The 19,329-nt window shown below is 60.2% G+C and carries 17 protein-coding genes and 2 riboswitches; of the genes, 3 read left to right on the top strand and 14 right to left on the bottom strand.

Annotated features, from left to right (window positions below):
• Nucleotides 1-38: 38 nt before the first annotated feature.
• The 4 genes from B5G06_RS13830 to B5G06_RS03425 are packed head-to-tail and all read right to left on the bottom strand — an operon-like array spanning nucleotide 39 to nucleotide 1,801.
• Nucleotides 39-173: an XkdX family protein gene (locus B5G06_RS13830; protein ID WP_140399779.1), complete on the bottom strand. Its 135-nt coding sequence runs from the start codon at nucleotides 171-173 to the stop codon at nucleotides 39-41.
• Nucleotides 170-466, bottom strand: coding sequence for a toxin-antitoxin system toxin subunit (locus B5G06_RS03435; RefSeq protein ID WP_224764580.1), 297 nt, complete (start codon nucleotides 464-466; stop codon nucleotides 170-172). The genes B5G06_RS13830 and B5G06_RS03435 overlap by 4 nt, the downstream gene beginning before the upstream one ends.
• A complete protein-coding gene (locus tag B5G06_RS03430; RefSeq protein ID WP_087187698.1) occupies nucleotides 450-1,538 on the bottom strand; it encodes a hypothetical protein in 1,089 nt (362 codons plus the stop codon). Before B5G06_RS03430 ends, B5G06_RS03435 begins: the two co-directional genes overlap by 17 nt.
• On the bottom strand, nucleotides 1,535-1,801 hold the full coding sequence (locus B5G06_RS03425; RefSeq protein WP_087187697.1) for a hypothetical protein: 267 nt from the start codon (nucleotides 1,799-1,801) through the stop codon (nucleotides 1,535-1,537). The genes B5G06_RS03430 and B5G06_RS03425 overlap by 4 nt, the downstream gene beginning before the upstream one ends.
• Before the next feature lie 289 nt (nucleotides 1,802-2,090).
• Here B5G06_RS03425 and B5G06_RS03420 point away from each other — a divergent pair, with 289 nt between their 5' ends.
• Nucleotides 2,091-3,371 (top strand): serine dehydratase subunit alpha family protein, encoded by a 1,281-nt coding sequence (locus B5G06_RS03420; RefSeq protein ID WP_087187696.1) that lies wholly within the window; start codon nucleotides 2,091-2,093, stop codon nucleotides 3,369-3,371.
• Between the two features lie 57 nt (nucleotides 3,372-3,428).
• Here B5G06_RS03420 and B5G06_RS03415 read toward each other — a convergent pair whose 3' ends face one another.
• From B5G06_RS03415 to prfB, 3 genes are read right to left on the bottom strand one after another with little or no spacing between them, the layout of a single operon-like run.
• Nucleotides 3,429-4,961, bottom strand: coding sequence for an O-antigen ligase family protein (locus tag B5G06_RS03415; protein WP_087187695.1), 1,533 nt, complete (start codon nucleotides 4,959-4,961; stop codon nucleotides 3,429-3,431).
• 20 nt (nucleotides 4,962-4,981) lie between these two features.
• Nucleotides 4,982-6,088 (bottom strand): glycosyltransferase family 4 protein, encoded by a 1,107-nt coding sequence (locus B5G06_RS03410; protein ID WP_087187694.1) that lies wholly within the window; start codon nucleotides 6,086-6,088, stop codon nucleotides 4,982-4,984.
• A 27-nt stretch (nucleotides 6,089-6,115) separates the two neighbouring features.
• Nucleotides 6,116-7,237, bottom strand: a complete 1,122-nt coding sequence (gene prfB / locus B5G06_RS03405; RefSeq protein ID WP_087187693.1) for a peptide chain release factor 2 — start codon at nucleotides 7,235-7,237, stop codon at nucleotides 6,116-6,118.
• A 406-nt stretch (nucleotides 7,238-7,643) separates the two neighbouring features.
• A riboswitch (glycine riboswitch) is annotated at nucleotides 7,644-7,731 on the top strand.
• A riboswitch (glycine riboswitch) is annotated at nucleotides 7,732-7,823 on the top strand. It begins immediately after the preceding riboswitch.
• Between the two features lie 114 nt (nucleotides 7,824-7,937).
• On the opposite strand from prfB, the gene B5G06_RS03400 reads away from it, so the two are divergent.
• Nucleotides 7,938-9,305 (top strand): alanine/glycine:cation symporter family protein, encoded by a 1,368-nt coding sequence (locus B5G06_RS03400; protein WP_087187692.1) that lies wholly within the window; start codon nucleotides 7,938-7,940, stop codon nucleotides 9,303-9,305.
• Between the two features lie 43 nt (nucleotides 9,306-9,348).
• On the opposite strand, the gene B5G06_RS03395 is transcribed toward B5G06_RS03400, so the two are convergent.
• The 7 genes from B5G06_RS03395 to B5G06_RS03365 all read right to left on the bottom strand — a co-directional run bounded on the left by B5G06_RS03395 (nucleotide 9,349) and on the right by B5G06_RS03365 (nucleotide 17,959).
• On the bottom strand, nucleotides 9,349-10,074 hold the full coding sequence (locus B5G06_RS03395) for a peptidoglycan DD-metalloendopeptidase family protein (RefSeq protein WP_087187691.1): 726 nt from the start codon (nucleotides 10,072-10,074) through the stop codon (nucleotides 9,349-9,351).
• Nucleotides 10,075-10,217: 143 nt separating this feature from the next.
• The gene (locus B5G06_RS03390) at nucleotides 10,218-12,107 is read right to left on the bottom strand and encodes an S-layer homology domain-containing protein (protein ID WP_087187690.1); all 1,890 of its coding nucleotides are present in this window, start codon (nucleotides 12,105-12,107) and stop codon (nucleotides 10,218-10,220) included.
• Between the two features lie 87 nt (nucleotides 12,108-12,194).
• Nucleotides 12,195-13,427 (bottom strand): ABC transporter permease, encoded by a 1,233-nt coding sequence (locus tag B5G06_RS03385; RefSeq protein ID WP_087187689.1) that lies wholly within the window; start codon nucleotides 13,425-13,427, stop codon nucleotides 12,195-12,197.
• Nucleotides 13,424-14,179 carry an ABC transporter ATP-binding protein gene (locus tag B5G06_RS03380; protein WP_087187688.1) on the bottom strand — a complete coding sequence of 252 codons (756 nt, stop codon included), beginning with the start codon at nucleotides 14,177-14,179 and terminating at the stop codon, nucleotides 13,424-13,426. Before B5G06_RS03380 ends, B5G06_RS03385 begins: the two co-directional genes overlap by 4 nt.
• A 3-nt stretch (nucleotides 14,180-14,182) precedes the next feature.
• Nucleotides 14,183-15,847, bottom strand: a complete 1,665-nt coding sequence (locus B5G06_RS03375; RefSeq protein ID WP_087187687.1) for an HlyD family efflux transporter periplasmic adaptor subunit — start codon at nucleotides 15,845-15,847, stop codon at nucleotides 14,183-14,185.
• A 15-nt stretch (nucleotides 15,848-15,862) separates the two neighbouring features.
• The gene (locus B5G06_RS03370; RefSeq protein ID WP_204220734.1) at nucleotides 15,863-16,480 is read right to left on the bottom strand and encodes a TetR/AcrR family transcriptional regulator; all 618 of its coding nucleotides are present in this window, start codon (nucleotides 16,478-16,480) and stop codon (nucleotides 15,863-15,865) included.
• Nucleotides 16,481-16,762: 282 nt separating this feature from the next.
• Complete coding sequence (locus B5G06_RS03365) at nucleotides 16,763-17,959, bottom strand: acetate/propionate family kinase (RefSeq protein ID WP_087187685.1); 1,197 nt, start codon at nucleotides 17,957-17,959, stop codon at nucleotides 16,763-16,765.
• Between the two features lie 171 nt (nucleotides 17,960-18,130).
• Between B5G06_RS03365 and B5G06_RS03360 the strand changes: the two genes are divergently transcribed.
• Entirely contained in the window at nucleotides 18,131-19,297 is a 1,167-nt protein-coding gene (locus B5G06_RS03360) for a tRNA(Met) cytidine acetate ligase (protein WP_087187684.1), read from the top strand.
• Nucleotides 19,298-19,329: the final 32 nt, after the last annotated feature.

Below are 19,329 nucleotides of genomic sequence, written 5' to 3'. Positions count from 1 at the left end.
GAAGCGGTTCACGGGGCGGCGGTTTACACGATCATGCGTTATGCTTTTTCCGTCTGGCTGAGAATCGCCGCAGCTTCTTCTTCTGTCAGCTTGCCTGCCTCTGCCAGGGCCTGTATACGCTGCTCATCCCACAGTCTGGGATAATATTTCTTAGCCAACTCGTACACGTTCACAGTTCCACCCCCGTCATAATGGCCAGAAAGTCCACATCCGCCCGCAGCCGCTCCAATTCCGTAGGTTCAGGCTCCGGCGTGGGTTCCGGTTCCGGCGCCTGGCCGGGAGTCAGCCCCACCAGAATGCCGTCCTGAATGTCCAGTTCGCAGTAGCCGCAGCAGTCCCACGCCGCCTGTTCCAGCTGGGGCGGCACTGCAACCCACCCCTCCAGCCAGCACTCCGTTCGGTGGCTTTGGCTCTGTAAACCGTGACCGCCGTCCGCTCTGGCCTCGATCTCAATGATGGTCAACATCCAGATCCCTCCTCATCCATGTTAGTAAGTGATACAACAACTTGCGCAGCCAAGCCCGTTTTTCCTTCCGCCCCTCCCCCTGCTCCCTCAGCCAGTCCAGCAGCCTGCCGCTGCTCCAGCCATCCGTCCCGAGGGACAGATCAGGCGCACCCGCCTCTACAATCCGTATCTGTCCGCCCCGCACCAGACGAAGCAGCCGCTGTGTCAGCGATATCGGCTTGTGATCGGCAGACGGAACACCTCGCTTTTGATAAGTACGCTTCTCCCGGGTCTCCTCCGGAGGCAGGTCATTGAAGTGGGCCATCAGCCGCTCCTCCAGGCTCTCCAGTCCCCGCACCTCCACCTGTTCTCCCAGGGCCAGACTTTCCAGCCTCTTTAGTCCGCACCGGATGGACCGCAGTACCGACGCATGGTCCACCCCCAGCAAAGTTCCGATCTCCCGCAGGGAGAGCCACTCGCCATAATAGAGATACAAATAGGTCTGCTGCCGGAGGGTAAGCCGGTCCAGCACTGCTTTCAGCACCGACCGCTCCCCCAGGTCCACCACCAGAGGGCCTCCCTCCTGGCAGTCCAGCAGCCGATAGAGGAACTTAGCGTCCTCCGCAATCCGTTTTTGCCCCCGTTGCAGCGTACGGCATACAGTGGAGCGGTTCCGCCCCGCCTCCCGGGCCACCTGGGCCTGAGGATTGCCACCGTCGATACCTGCCAGATAAGCTTTCTGGACAGGCGTGATCCCCGTCCGGGCCGTCCGTACCGCCAGGCGCATCTTGTCCTGTTCCGTGGGGCCCTCCGGCGCCTCCGCGCCTTCCACCTCCGCCCAGGTCTTATACTGCATCCTGTCCCACCGCCAGCCGTCCACCCCGGCCCAGGTGGTACCTCGACTGATCCTGTGCCGGGGCATCTGCTCCCGCAGCTGTCGGGTGCAGTTCGCCAGATCCTCCTCGGCCCGGGCCAGTTCCAGTCGGAGGGCTTTCTTCTCTCTCCCCTGCGCTCCATCCAGCTCCGTTTGAAGGGCTACCTTCTGCTCCCGCAGTACCTTGATTCGTTCTCTGATCTCTCTGGCTCTGCTCATCGCTTTTCCTCGTTGATTCGGGGCGCGGTCAGGTCGGCGGTGGTATATTTTCCGCTTCTGGGCCGGGTGTAGTATTCCTCCGCCAGCTGCCGCAGTTCCCGCATCTCCCGCAGCATCTGCCGCAGCATCAGGATCTCCCGATTGGTCACCTGTCGTTCTGTTCCCTCCTGGCTTTCCAGACGCTGCTTGGCTGCCTCCAGGCCCAACCTCAGCCGGGCGGCCGCCTCCCGATACTGCCCGGATAATTCCTGCAATCTGGCCATCCTGTTCACCTCCTCTTTCCCGGAGCGGCCGCCCCAGCCCTGTATCCGCCCCGCTCGCTGTTGGAAGAGACTCCATGGTCTCTTCACTTTTAGCGGTTCCACCCCCAAAAGTTGGACGGTTTCGTACACCAAAGAAAAAGATTTTTTGAATTTCAATCTTCCGCCAAAATAAGGAGGTCCTTTCCTGAGATGGAAAGGACCTCTTTACAACTGGGGGAAGGTCGGATATCATGTAGATAACAGGAGAAAGCGCGCTCCTTGGGGAGCCCGCGGGAAGGAAGAACCGTTCATGAAGAAAACCGATCCCCATTATCAAGCTTATCTGCAAATTCTGCGGGAAGAGTTGGTCCCCGCCATGGGCTGCACAGAGCCTATCGCGCTGGCCTACGGCGCGGCGGTGGCCCGCCGGGCCCTGGGCTGCCTGCCCGAAACCGTCTCCGTCCAGGTCAGCGGCAACCTGATCAAAAACGTGAAGAGCGTCATTGTCCCCAACACCGGCGGATTGAAGGGCATCCCCGCCGCTGTCACCGCCGGGCTTGTGGCTGGCGATCCAGATAAGGTGCTGGAGGTCATTTCCGTGGTGACAGAGGAACAGAAGGCAGAAATGACTGACTTCCTCCGCTCCCACCCTATCGGGGTCCATCTGGCCGACACTCCCCTGACCTTCGACTATACCGTCACTCTTACCGGCGGCGGCCATACCGTCACCCTGCGCATCGCCAACTACCACACCAACATCGTGCTGCTGGAAAAGGACGGCGTGAAGGAGATCGACATTCCGGTGGAGGGCGAGCAGGAGACGGCCCTCACCGACCGCTCCATCCTCTCCATCCAGGAGATCGTGGACTTTGCCGACAGCGTGGATGTAGACGACCTGCGTCCCCTGCTGGACCCCCAGATCCAGTATAATATGGCTATCGCGGAGGAGGGCCTGCTCCACGCCTACGGGGCCAACGTGGGCAAGGTACTCATGAGCACCGAGGCCTCTCTGGAGCGGCGGGCCCGGGCCAAGGCCGCCGCCGGCTCCGACGCCCGGATGAACGGCTGCGAAATGCCGGTGGTCATTGTCTCGGGCAGCGGCAACCAGGGCATCACCGCCTCGGTGCCCGTCATTGAGTACGCCCGCTCCCTGGGCATTCCGGAAGAGCGGATGTACCGGGCGCTGGCAGTGTCCGACCTGTGCACCATCCACCAAAAGACTTATATCGGCCGTCTGTCCGCCTTCTGCGGCGCGGTGAGCGCAGGCGCAGGCGCCGGGGCCGGTATCTGCTACCTGCTGGGCGGCGGTTACGATCAAGTGAAGCACACCATCGTCAATGCCCTGGCCTTCCACTCCGGCGTGGTATGTGACGGCGCCAAATCCAGCTGCGCCGCCAAGATCAGTATGGCGGTGGAGGCCGGTATCTTTGGCTATCAGATGTACCAGAACGGCCAGGAGTTCCGCACCGGCGACGGCATCATCAGCGACGGCGTGGAGCACACCATTCAGAACGTGGGCGAACTGGGCCGCCAGGGGATGCGTGAGACCGACCATGTGATTCTGGAAATGATGACTCGGGAACCCTGCTAACAAGAAAGTATAAAAAAAGCGTCTGCCGAGGCAGACGCTTTTTTGTGCTTCTATTCGTTATGCCTTTTTCTGTTGCTGTCTGACCAACTTGACGCAGGCAGCGATGACGCCGAAGAGGAACCAGTAGGTGAACATATTGCGGGGGTAGAACCAGGTATACTCCGCCACACTCACCACCAGGATGCCGCAGAAGGCGCCCAGGGCTGCCGCCAGCATCCGCTTGGTGCGCTTATCCAGAGCAGCCCGGAAGGCCTTCACGCCGCTCTTAAGCTGGTAGAGCAGCAGGGCCAGGAAGGAAATCACGCCCCAGATACCGGCCTCGGCCCACATCTGCAAATAGTTGTTGTGGGTATGGATGGGATAGGTGCCGTCAAAGTTGGTGGGATAGGTCTGGAATACCTCTTTCATCACATCGGTGCCCAGGCCGATGCCCTTGACCCAGTGGTCCCGCATCAGGTTGCTGGTAGTGGAGTAGATCTCGAAGCGGTACTGGGTGGAGCTGTCCTCGGTGTTGGTGATGGTGAGGATCCGGTTGTAGATGGTCTCCGGCAGGAAGGGGATGGCCACCAGTCCGGCCACAATGAACAGGGGCACCCACCGCCAGTCGATGAGGGCCAGGAACACCACCACCGCCAGGGCCAGCCCGATCCAGCAGGAGCGGCCGTAGGTAAGGCCGATGGCCACCACGCCCACGCACAGGGCGAGCAGGGAGAGTATCTTGCCCCGCCAGTGGGAGTTGAGGAAGAGGGCCAGCTCCAGAGGCAGCAGCATGACCAGCTGCTCGGCGAAGTTGTTGGGGTTGTCAAAGACAGAATAGACCCGGCCGGGCATACCGGCGTTGACGGTCATATCCTGCTGGGAGGCCACCACCTCCACGCCGATATATCCCTGGTAGCAGCCGTAAATGGAGGCGATGGAGATACCCAGCACCGCCAGGGCCACCATCAGCTGGAGCTGCTCATACTTCCGCACGGAGCTTACCACCAGCAGCACCAACAGGAAGGCTGTAATGTGGAAGGCAAAGAAGCGCATGGACAGGCGGGTAGAGATGGACCCGGCCAGAGCAATGCAGATAAAGGCCATATAGAGGCTCATATAGGGCCCCAGGGTATCCAGCTCCAGCCGATCCTTGGCCCGGGAGGCGCTGCCGATGACGAACAGACCGGTGACAGCCACCGCGCCCAGCAGACCATAAGTGTTATTCCACATCTCATGGGGGGCCACCAGCATCACCAGCATGAACAGGCCCAGGAAGAAGAATCCGGCCCCGCCCACGGCACCCAGGAAGCGGCAGAACAAGCTGCCGTCCCATACCGGGCGGCCGATCTTGTAAAGCCACTTACAGATGGCACAGGGAATGTTGATGATAGCGGTGAGCAGCCTGCAAATCAGGCTGTCCGGCCAGGCCTTTGGGATGACTCCTTCCCGCCAGACAAAGCGGAAGAGAATGCTCCCCCGCAGCTGCCGGGTGAACCACCGCTCCAGGCCCGCGCAGGCCCGTCCGGGCAGACTGCCCGCCCAGGCCTGCCTGAGTCCCAGCCAGAAGGCCAGGAAAAAATGAAGAAACAGGCTGTTTTTTGCGATAGACATCAGGTTTTTACTCCTTGGAATCAGTCGTGAAGGGCTTTTTCGTACACACCGTAGGTAACCTTGGCCATCTTGTGGATCTCAAACTTCTCCTCGATGGTCCGCAGGGCATTCTCCCGGCAGGCCGCTCTGAAATCCGGGTCCTCCAGGAACCGCTTCATGGCCCCAGCCATGGAGTCGGGGTCGTCATAGGCCACCAGCAGGCCGCAGCCCGCCTCGTCATTTACAATGTCCGAATTGCCGCCCATATCGGTGGCAATCACCGGCAGACCGGCGGCCATAGCCTCGATGATGAGGAAGGACAGTGCCTCATGCTGAGAGGAGTTGACGTACAGATCGGAGCCCTTGTACAGGTTCTTGATATCCTTGCGGAAGCCGATGAACTTCACCTGCTCCTCCAGCCCCAGCTCCTTGACCTGGGCCTTGGAGGGTTCCAGCAGAGGGCCGTCTCCCGCCAGCACCAAGGTAAAGGGCTTGTCCGTCAGCTCCGTCAGCCGCTTCACCGAGTCAATGAGGTACTTATGTCCCTTGTCGTCAGCAAAGCGGGAAGCGCACAGCATGACAAACCGGTCCTCGGGCAGACCCAGTTCGGAGCGAAGGGTGGATTCCGAGCGGTCCCCCGCCCAGGCTTCCAGATCCACCGCGTTGAAGATGACCTGGATCCGGTCGGCGCTCCAGCCGTTGGCAATGAGCTGCTCCTTGCCCTTGTTGCACACGGCGATCATCTGGTCCTGCCGCTTGTCCATCCAGCGGTTGGACAGCCGGGTGATGAAGTCGTTGGCCAACACAAAGTGGTTGGTGTACACCACCCGGATTTTTTTGTTGTATTTTTTAGCCAGCAGGGCAGTATAGTGTTCCCGCAGGTAGTGGCAGTGGATGAGATCAATATCCCACTCCCGGCACAGGTCGGCCAGCGCTCTGGCGGCCTGCTTATCGAACCGGCGGCGCATGGTGACCTGACGGCAGGGGACCCCCATGGCCTCCAGCCGCTCCACCAGCAGTCCGCCCTCGTTATAGGCAAAGAAGGGCTGCACCAATCCGTCGGCCGAGAGGTACTTCACCAGAGTTTCCACATACCGCTCCGTCCCCGCCTTGCCCGCATAGTTGAGCAGATAGAGTACCTTGCGCATGGCAAATTCTCCTTTTCCTTCGGCGGATTATTTCCCCGCCCAGTTGCCGGTAGCCTCCGCCTTCAGATAGGCATTGATAAAGCCGTCCAGATCGCCGTCCATCACGCCGTTGACGTTGCTGGTCTCGTAGCCGGTGCGGTTGTCCTTCACCAGCTGATAGGGCATGAACACATAGGACCGGATCTGGCTGCCCCACTCGATCTTGAGCTGGACGCCCTTGATGTCGGAGATCTTCTCGGCGTGCTGCTGCATCTTCAGCTCCACCAGCTTGGCCCGCAGCATCCGCAGACAGGTGTCCTTGTTCTGGAACTGGCTGCGCTCGGTCTGACAGGACACCACGATACCGGTGGCATGGTGGATCAGTCGGACGGCAGAAGAGGTCTTGTTGATGTGCTGACCGCCGGCGCCGGAGGAACGGAACACCTGCATCTCGTAGTCCTCGGGCCGGATCTCCACGTCGGCGTCCTCGGGCAGGTCTGGCATGACCTCAATGGCGGCAAAGGAGGTCTGCCGCCGGGCATTGGCGTCAAAGGGGGATACCCGCACCAGACGGTGAACGCCGTGCTCACTGCGCAGGTGGCCGTAGGCGTTCTCACCCTCGATGAGGATGGTGGCGCTCTTCAGACCGGCCTCGTCGCCGTCCAGGTAGTCCAGTGTCTTGCAGGTGAAGCCGTGACGCTCGGCCCAGCGGGTGTACATCCGGAAGAGCATCTGGGCCCAGTCCTGGGCCTCAGTACCGCCGGCGCCGGCGTGGAAGGTAAGGATGGCGTTGGAGTTGTCGTACTCGCCGGTGAAGAGGGTGGACAGCTTGGCCTCCTCCATGTCGGCCTGCAGCTTGGCAAAGCCCTCCTCCAGCTCGGGCACCAGGCTCTCGTCCTCCATCTCATTGCCCAGCTCGCACAGGGTCATCAGGTCCTCCCACTGGCTCTGGCGCTTCTCCTGGCCCTCAATCTTGTCCCGCAGGTTCTTCACCCGCTGCTGCACCTTCTGGGCCTTCTCCAGGTTGTCCCAGAAGCCGTCGGAGGCGGACTCCGACTCCAGCATCTCGGCCTCCCGCCGGGCGGCCTCCAGGCCCAACGCCTGCTCCAGCTCGTCCAGCTCGGGCCGCAGGTTGTTGAGCTTTACCTTATATTCATCAAACTGTAACATAGATCCACTCTCATTTCCGTAAAATAGCCATATTATTATACCCAACGGCAGGGCCGATGTAAAGAGAGGGGCGCCAAAAAACCGCCCGAAGGCGGGCGGTTTTTATCGGCTGCTGGCGGACCAGGCCGGATCGGTACAGAAGATCAGATCATCTACGTCTCCGCTGGGACCGGTGGACTGAATGGTGTCATCATGCGGGTACTGCTTCATTTGGCTCCCTCCTTCCCGGTGATGTACATATCAGTATATGCCCGATGGCAGGGAGAAGGTGCACGGTTTCTGTCGCAGATTTTCCTCTTTTTCCCACCCTCTTTCGACCGTTTGGAAGGGCTTGACAAGTCCCCCATCCCGTGCTATAGTTCTGCATATCAAATCGGACGGACATTCGTCCGCCGCATAGCGACAAAGGAAGTCCACAGGAAAAAGCCGACGGCTTGCCGAAGGAGCAAAACTCTCAGGCGTTTCCCCCGGGAAATGAGGACTGTGGATGGATGTGGCTCTGGAGAAGTCCCCCCAGCGGGGATGCCGAAGGTGCAACGTGCCCCATGGGGCACGAATCTCTCAGGCAAAAGGACAGAGTGAAGAACAGCGGCATCCGGTTCACCGGATGTCTTTCTGCTTGTATTTCAGGGCCAAACCGCAGTGTGTGCGGTTTGGCCCTTTTCTTTGCCGCAATTCCAAGAGACGAGGAGAGAGTACAATGGAATGGATCGAAGGACTGGTTGGCGCGGTCAACACCGTGCTGTGGGACTATGCGCTGCTCTTTTTGCTGGTAGCTACCGGTATTTTCTTTACGGTGCGGCTGGGCTTTATCCAGCTGCGTAAATTCGGCGAAGGAATGCGCCGGCTGTTCGGCGGCTTCTCCATGAAGGGCGCCCGGGCGGGCAAGGAGGGTATGTCCTCCTTCCAGGCTCTGACCACCGCCATTGCCGCCCAGGTGGGCACCGGCAACATCACCGGCTGCGCCACCGCCCTGTATTCCGGCGGCCCCGGCGCCATCTTCTGGATGTGGCTGTCCGCCTTCTTCGGTATGGCCACCATCTATTCCGAGGCGGTGCTGGCCCAGCGGTTCCGTACCACCGACGCCGACGGCCATGTCACCGGCGGCCCCCTGTACTACATCCGGGCGGCCTTCCGGGGCAAGTTCGGCAAGTTCCTGTCCGGCTTCTTTGCCATCGCCATCATCCTTGCCCTTGGCTTTATGGGCAATATGGTCCAGTCCAATTCCATCGGCGACGCCTTCCATACCGCCTTCGGTATTCCCAAGCTGGTGGTAGGCGTTGTGGTGGCCGTTATTGCCGCCTTTATCTTCCTGGGCGGTGTGCGGCGCATCGCCTCCTTCACCGAGAAGATCGTCCCCATTATGGCCTTCTTCTACATTGTAGGCTGCATCATCATCCTGTGCATCAACCACGAGACCCTGCTCTCCGCCCTGCGCTCCATCTTTGTGTGCGCCTTTGATCCCCAGGCGGTGTTTGGCGGCGCTCTGGGCCTGAGTGTGCGGGAGGCCATGCGGTACGGCGTGGCCCGGGGCCTGTTCTCCAACGAAGCCGGTATGGGCTCCACCCCCCACGCCCACGCTATGGCCAAGGTGGAAAAGCCCCAGGATCAGGGCATCATTGCCATGATGGGCGTATTTATCGACACCTTTGTGGTGCTCACCCTGACCGCCCTGGTCATCATCTCCTCCGGTATGCTCCAGCCTGTGAACGGCCCCCTCCAGGGTACCGCCCTGGCCCAGGCCGCCTTCAACGCCGCCTTCGGTTCCTTCGGCAACGCCTTTGTGGCCATCTGTATGCTGTTCTTCGCCTTCTCCACCATCATCGGCTGGTATTTCTTCGGCGAGGTCAACGTGAAGGCCCTGTTCGGCAAGACGGCGGCCAAGGGATACGCCGTCATCGTGGTGGTCTTTATCGTGGTAGGTTCCACCCTGAAAGTGGATCTGGTCTGGAGTCTGTCCGATATGTTCAACGGCCTGATGGTGCTGCCCAACCTGATCGGTCTGCTGGCCCTCAGCGGCCTGGTGGTCAAGATCACCCGTGGCTCCGGGGATCAGCTGCATCGCTGACAATAGAAAGAGCGCGCTGCACTCCGCAGCGCGCTCTTTTCCGTTATCCGTTCAGCAGTTCCATAGGGTCCACGCTCTGGCCCTCCCGCTCCACACTGAAATGCAGATGGCTGGCCAGGGCACTCTCGGCAATGGCAGTGTTCCCCACCGAGCCGATGATATCTCCTACCGTCACCTCATCCCCCACTTCCACTGTGGGAACGGAGGCCAGGTTGGCGCAGGTTGTGGTCAGGTCGCCGCCGTGGTCGATGACCACAGTGGTGCCCAGCATCACATCCTCGGTCACCTCAACCACCACACCGGAGGCGGGAGCCCGGACCTCCGTGCCGGCGGCGGCGGCAATATCCACACCGGCGTGGGTGCGCCAGTCAGCCATGGTCACGTCATAGGCCAGGGTCTCCACGCTGTAGCTGGTGAGCACCTCTCCCTGTACCGGCCAGGTGAGAGAGGTGGGGGCGCTCTTAGGTGTGGGCGTCGGCTGAACGGTGGCCGAGGGCGTGGCAGAGACTACGGCGGGAACCGTAGCGGTAGGCCTGGGGGTTGCGGTCACGGTGGGCTTCACCGGCGTTACAGTAGCAGCCGGTGTGGGGGCAGGGGTCACCGTGATGCTGGCTGTACCGCCTACAGGCTGCTCCTCCTGCTCCCCGGTCAGGGAGGAGAACAGGAACCAGCCGGAGACTCCGATGGCGGCGAGGCAAAGAGCCAGGACGATGTAGAACCCCTTTCCCTCGATAAAGTCGCTGAAACGGTTATAGAATGATTTTTTCATACTATTCAGCACCTCCGACCTTATTTTGGACAGGCCGGAGAGGGGTTATACACATCGGGCGGAAATTTCTGCATTTCAAATGATAAACCCCGCCCCGCAGAGCATATCTGGCTCTGCGGGGCGGGGCTCTTTTCTTCTGAGGCTTACCGGGCCACGATCACGCGGATCCGGCCGCCGGCACTCTCGTTCTTGTCGTACCAGCCGGTGAGGGCATAGTCTCCTTCCGTCACCTTGGACAGGCTGGAGAGCAGATAGTCGCCCTTATCATAGACATAGACCACCACCTGCTCGGAAAGCGCATACTGCCGCCGGTCAGTGCCCACGGCAAAGCTTCCGCTGACACTGACGCTGTCCAGCTTCTGCTCACTCAGGTTGTACAGGCGCTCCACATTGGTATCACTGTCCATCTTGACCTGGCAGGGACCGGTTTTCAGATTGTAGATCTTGGAGTCGGAGCCAAACATCAGCTCCTGACCGCCCACATCATAAGTGTAAGCGGAAGAGATCTGGAAACCGCCAGTGGGCAGGCTCACATTGACCTCATTCACATCGGTAATGATGCCGTACTGGTGCAGATCACCGGTCACATCGTCCAGGATCAGATGGCTGATCTCTCCGGCGCTGTTGAGGGCATAGTAGCGCACCATGCTGCCGGTCAGCTCCACCCCCGCCAGGCGGCTGGGATAGACCCGGATGGGAGTGCGGGATTCATAGGTATCAATGATCTGCACATCATCCGCCAGCACATAGCTGCTCAGCTTGGTGCCATCGGAATTGACCTTGCCGGTCAGCTTGGCGGTACTCAGCCGCTTCACCTGGACCTCACTGTCGCCGGTGATGACCTGGACCAGGTCCCCCTCCTCCAGGCTCTTTTCACTACACTGATAGCGGTAGCTGCTGCCGTCAGTGGCCGCCACCGTCACCGTGCGGGCGGTATAGGTACCGTTGTTTCCGTCGTCATAGGGTAGGTTTTCCACCTTGGTGATCACGCCGTAAATCAGCGCACCCTCGCTGGGCGCCTCACCCAGAGCGGCCACGCCGCCGTTGCGGCCCAGCAGCAGGGTGACCTGATCGCCCACCGCATAGCTGCCCAGGTCGGACAGCGCATAGGCGGCGGAGGTGGTCTCAATGGCATAGCTCTTGCCCGCCACCGTCACCGAAGTAGGCGCGGAAGCGGAGGGGCTGAGGGCCTCCAGGGTACCGGTGGCCTTATCCGAGTAGGCCCACACCGTCCGCATGGACTTGGACCAGTAGAGCACATCCTGCTCCTGAATGCTGCCCAGTGTGGCCGCCTTGCTGTTGCGGTATACCGTGGCAGTGGAAGCATGAAAGGGCAGGGCGCCCTGCCAGTTGGCGGAGGCCACCACCGGCCCCTCCATGGCAGAGTTGATGAGAGCCACCCGGTCCAGCTCACCGGCGGCATTCACCAAATTCAGGGTGGGTTCCAGCACATTCAGGTGGTAGACCCCCGATTTGTTCTTGGTGACCATCAGATTGTAGAACAGGTACAGAGCGTCCCGACGGGTCATATTCTCACTCTGCCCACAGGTCACGCCCTCATCCAGATCCAGGGCCCGGTACTGAGCCATCTGGCCTGCGGGCCAAACGCCGGTAAAGTCGCTGTCAGTATAGCCCAGCAGCCGCAGTACCATGGTGACCCCTTCCGCCAGAGTGATCTTCTGGTCGGGGTTGAAGTTGCCGTACAGATCGCCCTGAACCAGGCCCAGGTCCACAGCGGCTTTCACATAGGGAGCCGCCCAGTGGGTCTGGGGCACGTCCGGATAGGGCTTGACAGCCACCGTATCCCCCACCGTATCCCGGCTGGTGGAGGCCGCCACTGTCATTTTGGTGAATTCCGCCCGGGTAATGGTACGGTCCAGGGCCAGATCACCATTTTGATCTCCTACCATAATGTCCAGCGCAGCCAGTACCTGGGCAGCCTCCGCCTCGGCCGGAGGGGCCGCCAGCGCCCCGGGGGCCAGCCCCAATACCAAAACCAGGGCCAGCAATCCGGATAACAGTCTATGCTTCATCTTTTTTCTCCTTCCCACGGAAACGGCCTTCGTTACCGTAAGTATATACCCCCTGAAGGCAGGAGGCAAGAGGTTCCTCCCCACCTGTCAATCGTAACGCAGGGCATCAATTGGGTTGAGTTTGGCCGCCTTGTTGGCAGGCAGGTAACCGAACAGGACGCCGATGCCCACCGACACGCCAAAGGACACCAGGATGCCGCTGAGATTGGGAATGGCGGCAAAGCCCTCGGCATCGCTCATCACCACTCCCACCACCGCGGTAAACAGATTGGCCAGCAGGATACCCAACAGGATACCGATCACGCCGCCGATGGCGGAGGTGGTACCCGCCTCAATGATAAACTGGCTGCGGATATCCCGGCCCTTGGCCCCCAGAGATTTCCGGATGCCGATCTCCCGGGTGCGCTCGGTCACCGATACCAGCATGATATTCATGATGCCGATGCCGCCCACCACCAGGGAAATAGCGGCAATAACCACCAGAATGGTCATGAGCACACCCAGCATGGAGTCCATCATGTCCATCATTTCCGCCGAGGTCATGACCAGATAGGCACTGCTGTCCCCATAGATGCGAAAGAGCATATTCTCAATGACACCCTTGGCGGCGGAGGAGGTATCCTTGTTGGTACTGGTGACCAGGTAGGAGTTGCTGCTCATTCCCATCATGCTGCCGGTAGCGTTGATCTGCTCCACCAGGCCATAGGGCAGATAGATCTGGTCGTCTCCGCTGCCCTCGGTGGAATCCGCCTTCTGGGCCAGCGTGCCGATGACGGTGTAGGGTACGCCTCCTATGGTCAGGGTCTGTCCCAGGCCCTGACCGCCAAACATATCCTCATTGAGGTAGCTGCCAATCACGCACACCTTTTGATTCTTTTCCACATCCACATAGCTGAGGAAGCGGCCTTCCTCCAGCTTGTCGCCGGTAGCTGTCTGCCCCTTCTCGCTGTTGTACATGGTTTCGCTGACGCCGTAGACCTTGGTGCGCTCATACTCCTGTGCGCCCTGGCGGACAATGGTGGTAGCGCTGAGGTAGGGACTCACCGAATCTATGTACTGAGGATATTTTTCCGCCAACTCATAGAAGTCCTCCGGCGTGGCCTCCCGGTTTCCGCCGTAGGAGTAGATCCCCACCTGAATCATATTGACGCCGATCTGCTCAAACTGGCTGTTCATGTACTGCTGCATCCCGTTGCCCAGGGAAACAATGACGATGACCGCTGCCACGCCGATGATGATACCCAGCATGGTAAGCAGCGCCCGCACCTTACTGGTCATCAGGCTCTTGATGGCCAGCCGGAAGGACTGTCCTATCTTCATAGATTCAGCACCTCCCTGGCTCCGCCGTGTTCCTCCTCCAGATCGGGCTGGACCACAGCTCTGGGATCGTGGGCGTCCCCGTCATAGATGATTCGTCCATCCTGAAGACGGACGATGCGTTTGGCCCTTACCGCAATGGAATTGTCATGGGTGATGAGGACCACGGTGTCTCCCTCGGCGTTGAGCTTCTGAAGGAAGCCCAACACCTCCCGGCCGGTGCGGGAATCCAGAGCGCCGGTGGGCTCGTCGGCCAGGATCACCGACGGATTTCCCGCCAGAGCGCGGGCAATGGAGACCCGCTGCTGCTGACCACCGGAGAGCTGGCTGGGCAGATTCTTCCGCTTGTCCGCCAGTCCCACCCGTTCCAGAGCCTGAAGGGCCCGCTCCCGGCGCTCGCTGCCTGGCACACCGGCATACAGCAGCGGCAGCTCCACATTTTCCAGCACGTTGAGCTTTGGTATGAGGTTATACTGCTGGAAGATAAAGCCCAGCATCTTGTTGCGGATCTCGGCCTGCTGGTCGTCGTCCATGGTGGACACGTCCACCCCACTTAAATGATAGGTACCGGAGGTGGGAACATCCAGGCAGCCGATGATATTCATGGCAGTAGACTTGCCGGAGCCCGACTGGCCCACAATAGCCACAAATTCCCCCTGATCCACCGTCAGGGAGATGCCGTCCAGAGCGTGGACGGTCTCCTCACCCATCTGGTAGATCTTATAGACGTCTTTGAGTTCAATGAGGTGTTCCATGGCTTAACCCATCCCCATCATAGCTTCCATCATATTGGACCCCTGAGGGCTGGGGGCCAGAATCACTTCCCCCTCCTCCAGGCCGTCCACGATCTCGATGTAGTTGTCGTCGTTGCGGCCCAGGGTCACCTGACGCTCTTCTGTGGCAGTGACATCCACTACATTTCCCTTTTCATCCAGGCAGCCCTCTTTGGCCACCAGAACAGTATTCCCCCGCTCCACAGCCTCCACCGGCAGGACGAGCACATTGCCCACCTCTTCCACAATGATCTTGGCGGAAACGTTCATGCCGGGATACAGTTCTTCAGGAGAGCCATCCACCAGAACAGTGACCGGGTAGCTGGTGTGTCCGCTGGCGGTGGTGCCGTTGATGTTGATTTTATCCACCACGCCGGTGAAACTCTGCCCGTCCAGAGCATCGGCAGTGATCTCCACCTTCTGGCCCACCTGGATCTGGCTGATGTCCTGTTCGTCAATATCCATCTCAAAGGTGAGCTGGGAGCGGTCATAGATCACGGCGGGATAGGTTACGGTGGTGCCGGAGCTGGACATACCGTTGATGTTGTCCCCCACATCCAGGTTCTTCTCAATGACCTGACCGTCGATGGTGGAGGTGATGGTATAGTCGTCCAGCTTCTCCTGGGCGTTTTTCAGGGAGAGCTGAGCATTTTCCAGGGCGATCCTGGCGTTTTCGATCTGGGTGTCCAGATCCGCCTCGGCGATCACACCGATGATCTGCCCCACACTGACCCGGTCCCCCTCCTTCACATTGAGGACATCCAGGTCACCGGAGGCCTTTGCTGTGATCTGGGCGGAGGCCGCATAGGTAAAGTTGGAGCTGGCCGCGCAGGCCGCGCCGCCGATGGAGGCCGTGCCCTGGCTGGTCTCGGACAACACACCCGGGTTGTTGACCTGAATGGTTACCTGGCGCACCAGAGTGCCGCCTGCTCCCACCTCGTCGGTGGCAGCGATCTCAGTCACTGTACCGGTCAGGGTGGAGCCGGTGCCGTTCACAGTCACCGTGGCGGTCTGTCCCACATAGAAGCCTGCAGCGTCCGCCGCATGGAAGGGTACCTTCAGCTTCATGTGATCCCGGTCCAGCACGTCGGCGATCACAGTGCCCACCGTAACGGTGTCCCCCTGCTCCACGTGCAGTTCGGTGATAACACCGGCGTCCTTGGCAGTGATGTTCCGGTCCTTCTGGTTGTCGCTCTGGGTCTTGAGCAGATCGTCCAGGGTGAGCTGAGCCGAGCGGACATTGAGCTGGAGCTGCTCAATGTTGTTCTCCACATCCTTGGCATCGATGCGGAAGAGCACGTCGCCCTTATGTACCGTCTGTCCCTCTTCGAAGGGGGCCTCCAGAATCTCGCCGCTGACCAGAGTGGTCACGTTGTAGGACTGGATAGGTTCAATGGTACCGGTACCCGACACGGACACCGTCATATCCTGCATGGAGGCCGTGTAGGGCAAATAGGCACTGCTGATGATCTGCTTGCCCGCACCCATACAGCGGGAGAGCAGGAAGGCAATGATCACCACGATCACCACCAGAGCGATCACCCGCTTGACCCACTTGCGCTTCTTTTTGGGCGCCTTAAACTCCGGGAGTTTTTTCTGATCCTCCTTGGGCGCCGCTGTGGTTTCCGATTTTACTTGGGTTGCTTCCATGGTCGTTTCTCCTTTTCATTGCTGTCCCCGGCCGGGCACAGCCTCTTTTGCAGCTACGCCCCGCTGTAAGATCCCCAAAATACGAATCAGCCTGGCTCTGGCCTGCTCCACGCCGCCGTCCTGCTCTGCCGTCAGCATGGTCCCCGCTACCGCGGAGATCAGCAGGTGAAACAGATCAGGCAGATCGGTGTCGGTGCGCAGATCCAGACGGGACAGGTCAATCTTGTCCCGCAGGCGGTCCACAATGGCACAGGGCCCCTGCCGGTTGAGGATCAATCCCGGCTGAAGCCGCTGATTGCGGCGGAGGATGGCCGCCATCTCCCGGAAGCCGTTGCTGTTCCGGTTGGCCTGCAGATAGTCGAACAGGTCCAGAAAGGCCTGAAACAAATCTCCGCCATCCCGGTCCAGCCATTCCTCCACCTGCTCCACCAGCTGCTGGCCATAGGACTCCATCAGATAGCGGAACAGGTCCTCCTTGTCGGTAAAGTACATATAGAAGCTGCCCCTGGGAATGCCCGCCTCCCGGATCATCCGGTTGATGGAGGCATCCTCATAAGGTACCCGGACAAATTCCGCCCGGGCCGCTGCCAGCAGGCGCTCCCGCTTTTCTGCCGGCAGATGAAAAAAGGTCATACTTGGCACAGTGCTTCCCTCCAGACCTGACAACCTGTCGTATTATCTTAATCCGACAAGCTGTCATATGTCAACAGGGCGGGCGCAGAATTCACAATTTGTTCCCAACCATTCCGTCAGACAGGATAGCAGACCCCTCCCAAAGCTTCCATAAAAAAAGATGAAATTTTTCTAAAAGAATAGGGGCGGCAGCAACGCGATCCTGCCGTTTTCCCGTTTTTGACGCAAAAAGGGGCGCTGTATGGCAGCGCCCCTTTGAAAGGAAAGGATATTCTATTTCCCTTACTTGCCCACGATGGCGGCGGTATCCATGGCGATCATGAGCTCCTCGTCGGTGGGGATGAGCAGCACCTTCACCTTGGAGTCGGCTGCGGAGATCACGGTCTCCTTGCCGCGGACCCTGTTGGCCTCGGCGTCCATCTTCACGCCCATGAACTCCAGTCCGGAAGCGGCAGCCAGACGGGTGTTGGCATCGTTCTCGCCCACGCCGGCGGTGAACACGATAACGTCCACACCACCCATGGCGGCAGCATAGGCGCCGATGAGTTTCTTCACGCCATACTGGAAGGTCTCCAGAGCCAGAGCGGCCCGCTGGTTGCCCTCGTTGGCAGCGTTCTCAACGTCGCGGAAGTCGGAGGACACACCGGAGATACCCAGCACGCCGGACTTCTTGTTGAGGATGGTCATCATTTCCTTCATGTCGTAGCCATACTTGTTCATCAGGTACTCCATAATGCCGGCGTCCAGATCGCCGGAGCGGGTGCCCATGGGCAGACCGGCCAGGGGGGTGAAGCCCATGGAGGTGTCCACGCTCTTGCCGCAGTCCACAGCGGCCACGGAGGAGCCGTTGCCCAGGTGGCAGGTGATGATCTTCAGCTCCTCAATGGGCTTGCCCAGCATAGCGGCAGCCCGGGCGGAAACGTAGCGGTGAGAGGTGCCGTGGAAGCCGTAGCGGCGGACCTTGTCCTTCTCATAGTACTCGTAGGGCAGAGCATAGATGTAGCTCTTGGCGGGCATGGTCTGATGGAAGGCGGTGTCAAACACGCCCACCATGGGCACGCCGGGCATGACCTTCTGGCAGGCGCGGATGCCGGTGATGTTGGCAGGATTGTGGAGAGGGGCCAGGGGGATGCACTCCTCCAGAGCAGCCATGACCTCGTCGGTGATGAGCACGGAGGAGGCGAACTTCTCGCCGCCGTGCACCACGCGGTGACCCACAGCGTCGATCTCAGAGGCGCTCTTGATCACGCCGTGCTCGCTGGAGAGCAGAGCGTCCAGCACGGCCTGAATGGCCTCGGCATGGGTGGGCATGGGGATCTCGAACTCACACTTGGCGTCCTTGGCGGGGACCTTATGGGTCAGGCGGCCGTCGATGCCGATGCGCTCACACAGGCCCTTGGCCAGCACCTCACGGGTTGCGGGGTCCATGAGCTGATACTTGAGGGAAGAGCTGCCAGCGTTGATGACCAGAACTTTCATGGTTCCATCTCTCCTTACATTTCCTGATAAACTATGGCTTGAGAGCCAGGCGTTCCCGTAGTACAATAACAGAAACATATCAGTTTTATTTTATCCCTTTTTTTCACAAAGAACAACCCACATTTTGACTGAAAGGGAGAGAAATTTTACTCTCGTTCTGGAGGAAAAGCCATGACCGCTGTAGGCATCGTCGCGGAATACAATCCATTCCACCTGGGTCACGCCTGGCACATCGCCCAGACCCACCGCCTGCTGGAGGAGGACCGGCCGGTGGTGTGCGTCATGAGCGGCCACTGGGTGCAGGGGGCGGATTGTGCCGTTACGGACAAATGGACCCGTGCTGGACTGGCTCTGGAGGGGGGCGCCGATCTGGTGCTGGAGCTTCCCACCCCCTGGGCCATGGCCTCAGCAGAGGCCTTTGCCCGGGGAGCGGTGTCGATTCTGGCTGCCACCGGGGTGGTAGATACCCTCTCCTTTGGCAGCGAGTGCGGCAGCACTGATGAACTGCGCCAGGCAGCGGAGGCTCTGGATGCCCCGGACTTCCCTGCCAGGCTGCGGGCAGCTCTGGGCAAGGGGCTGTCCTTTCCCGCCGCCCGGCAGGAGGCAGCAAATTGTTCCTGCCTGTCCACCCCAAACAACAACCTTGGGGTGGAGTACCTGCGGGCCCTCCACCATCTGTCTGCCTCCATGGAGGTGGTGACGGTACCCCGCCGGGGGGCGGAGCATAACAGCAGCCGGACGGTGGAGGGTTTTGCTTCCGCCACCCAGATCCGGCGACTACTGCGGAGCGGACAGCAAGAGGAAGCCGCCCTGCTGGTACGCCCCAACGCTCTGGACCAGATGGGGGCGATATCCTCCCTGTCCCATATCGAGCGGGCCATTCTGGCCAAACTGCGCACCATGGACGCCTCAGACTGGGCCGCCCTCCCCGACAGCGGCGCGGCAGAAGGCCTGCCGGAACGGCTGGTCCGCGCCGCCCGACAGGCCCTCTCCCTGGATGAATTCTATTCCCTTGCCAAAACCAAGCGCTATACCCACGCCCGACTCCGGCGGCTGGCTCTGTCCGCCTTTTTAGGGGTAACCACGGATCGCCCCGCGCTGCCCCCCTATGTGCGGGTGCTGGGGCTCAACAGCCGGGGACAGGCACTTCTGAAGGAGATGAAAAGAACCTGCCCCCTCCCCATTCTGACCAAGCCCGCTCAGGCCAGGGATCTGACCGGTCCGGCCCGCCAGCTCTTTGAGGCGGAAGTCCGATACACCGACCTGTACGGTCTGTGCTTCCCTATACCCAGGCCCTGCGGCTTGGAGTGGACCTCCAGCCCAGTCATCATAAAATAAAAAAGTGTCGCGGGAAATCCCGCGACACTTTT

This window comes from Flavonifractor sp. An52 (genome assembly GCF_002159385.1).
Lineage (GTDB): Bacteria > Bacillota > Clostridia > Oscillospirales > Oscillospiraceae > Flavonifractor > Flavonifractor avicola.
The sequence above is the reverse complement of the archived record's forward strand: the minus strand, read 5'-3'. Positions and strand labels throughout refer to the sequence as shown.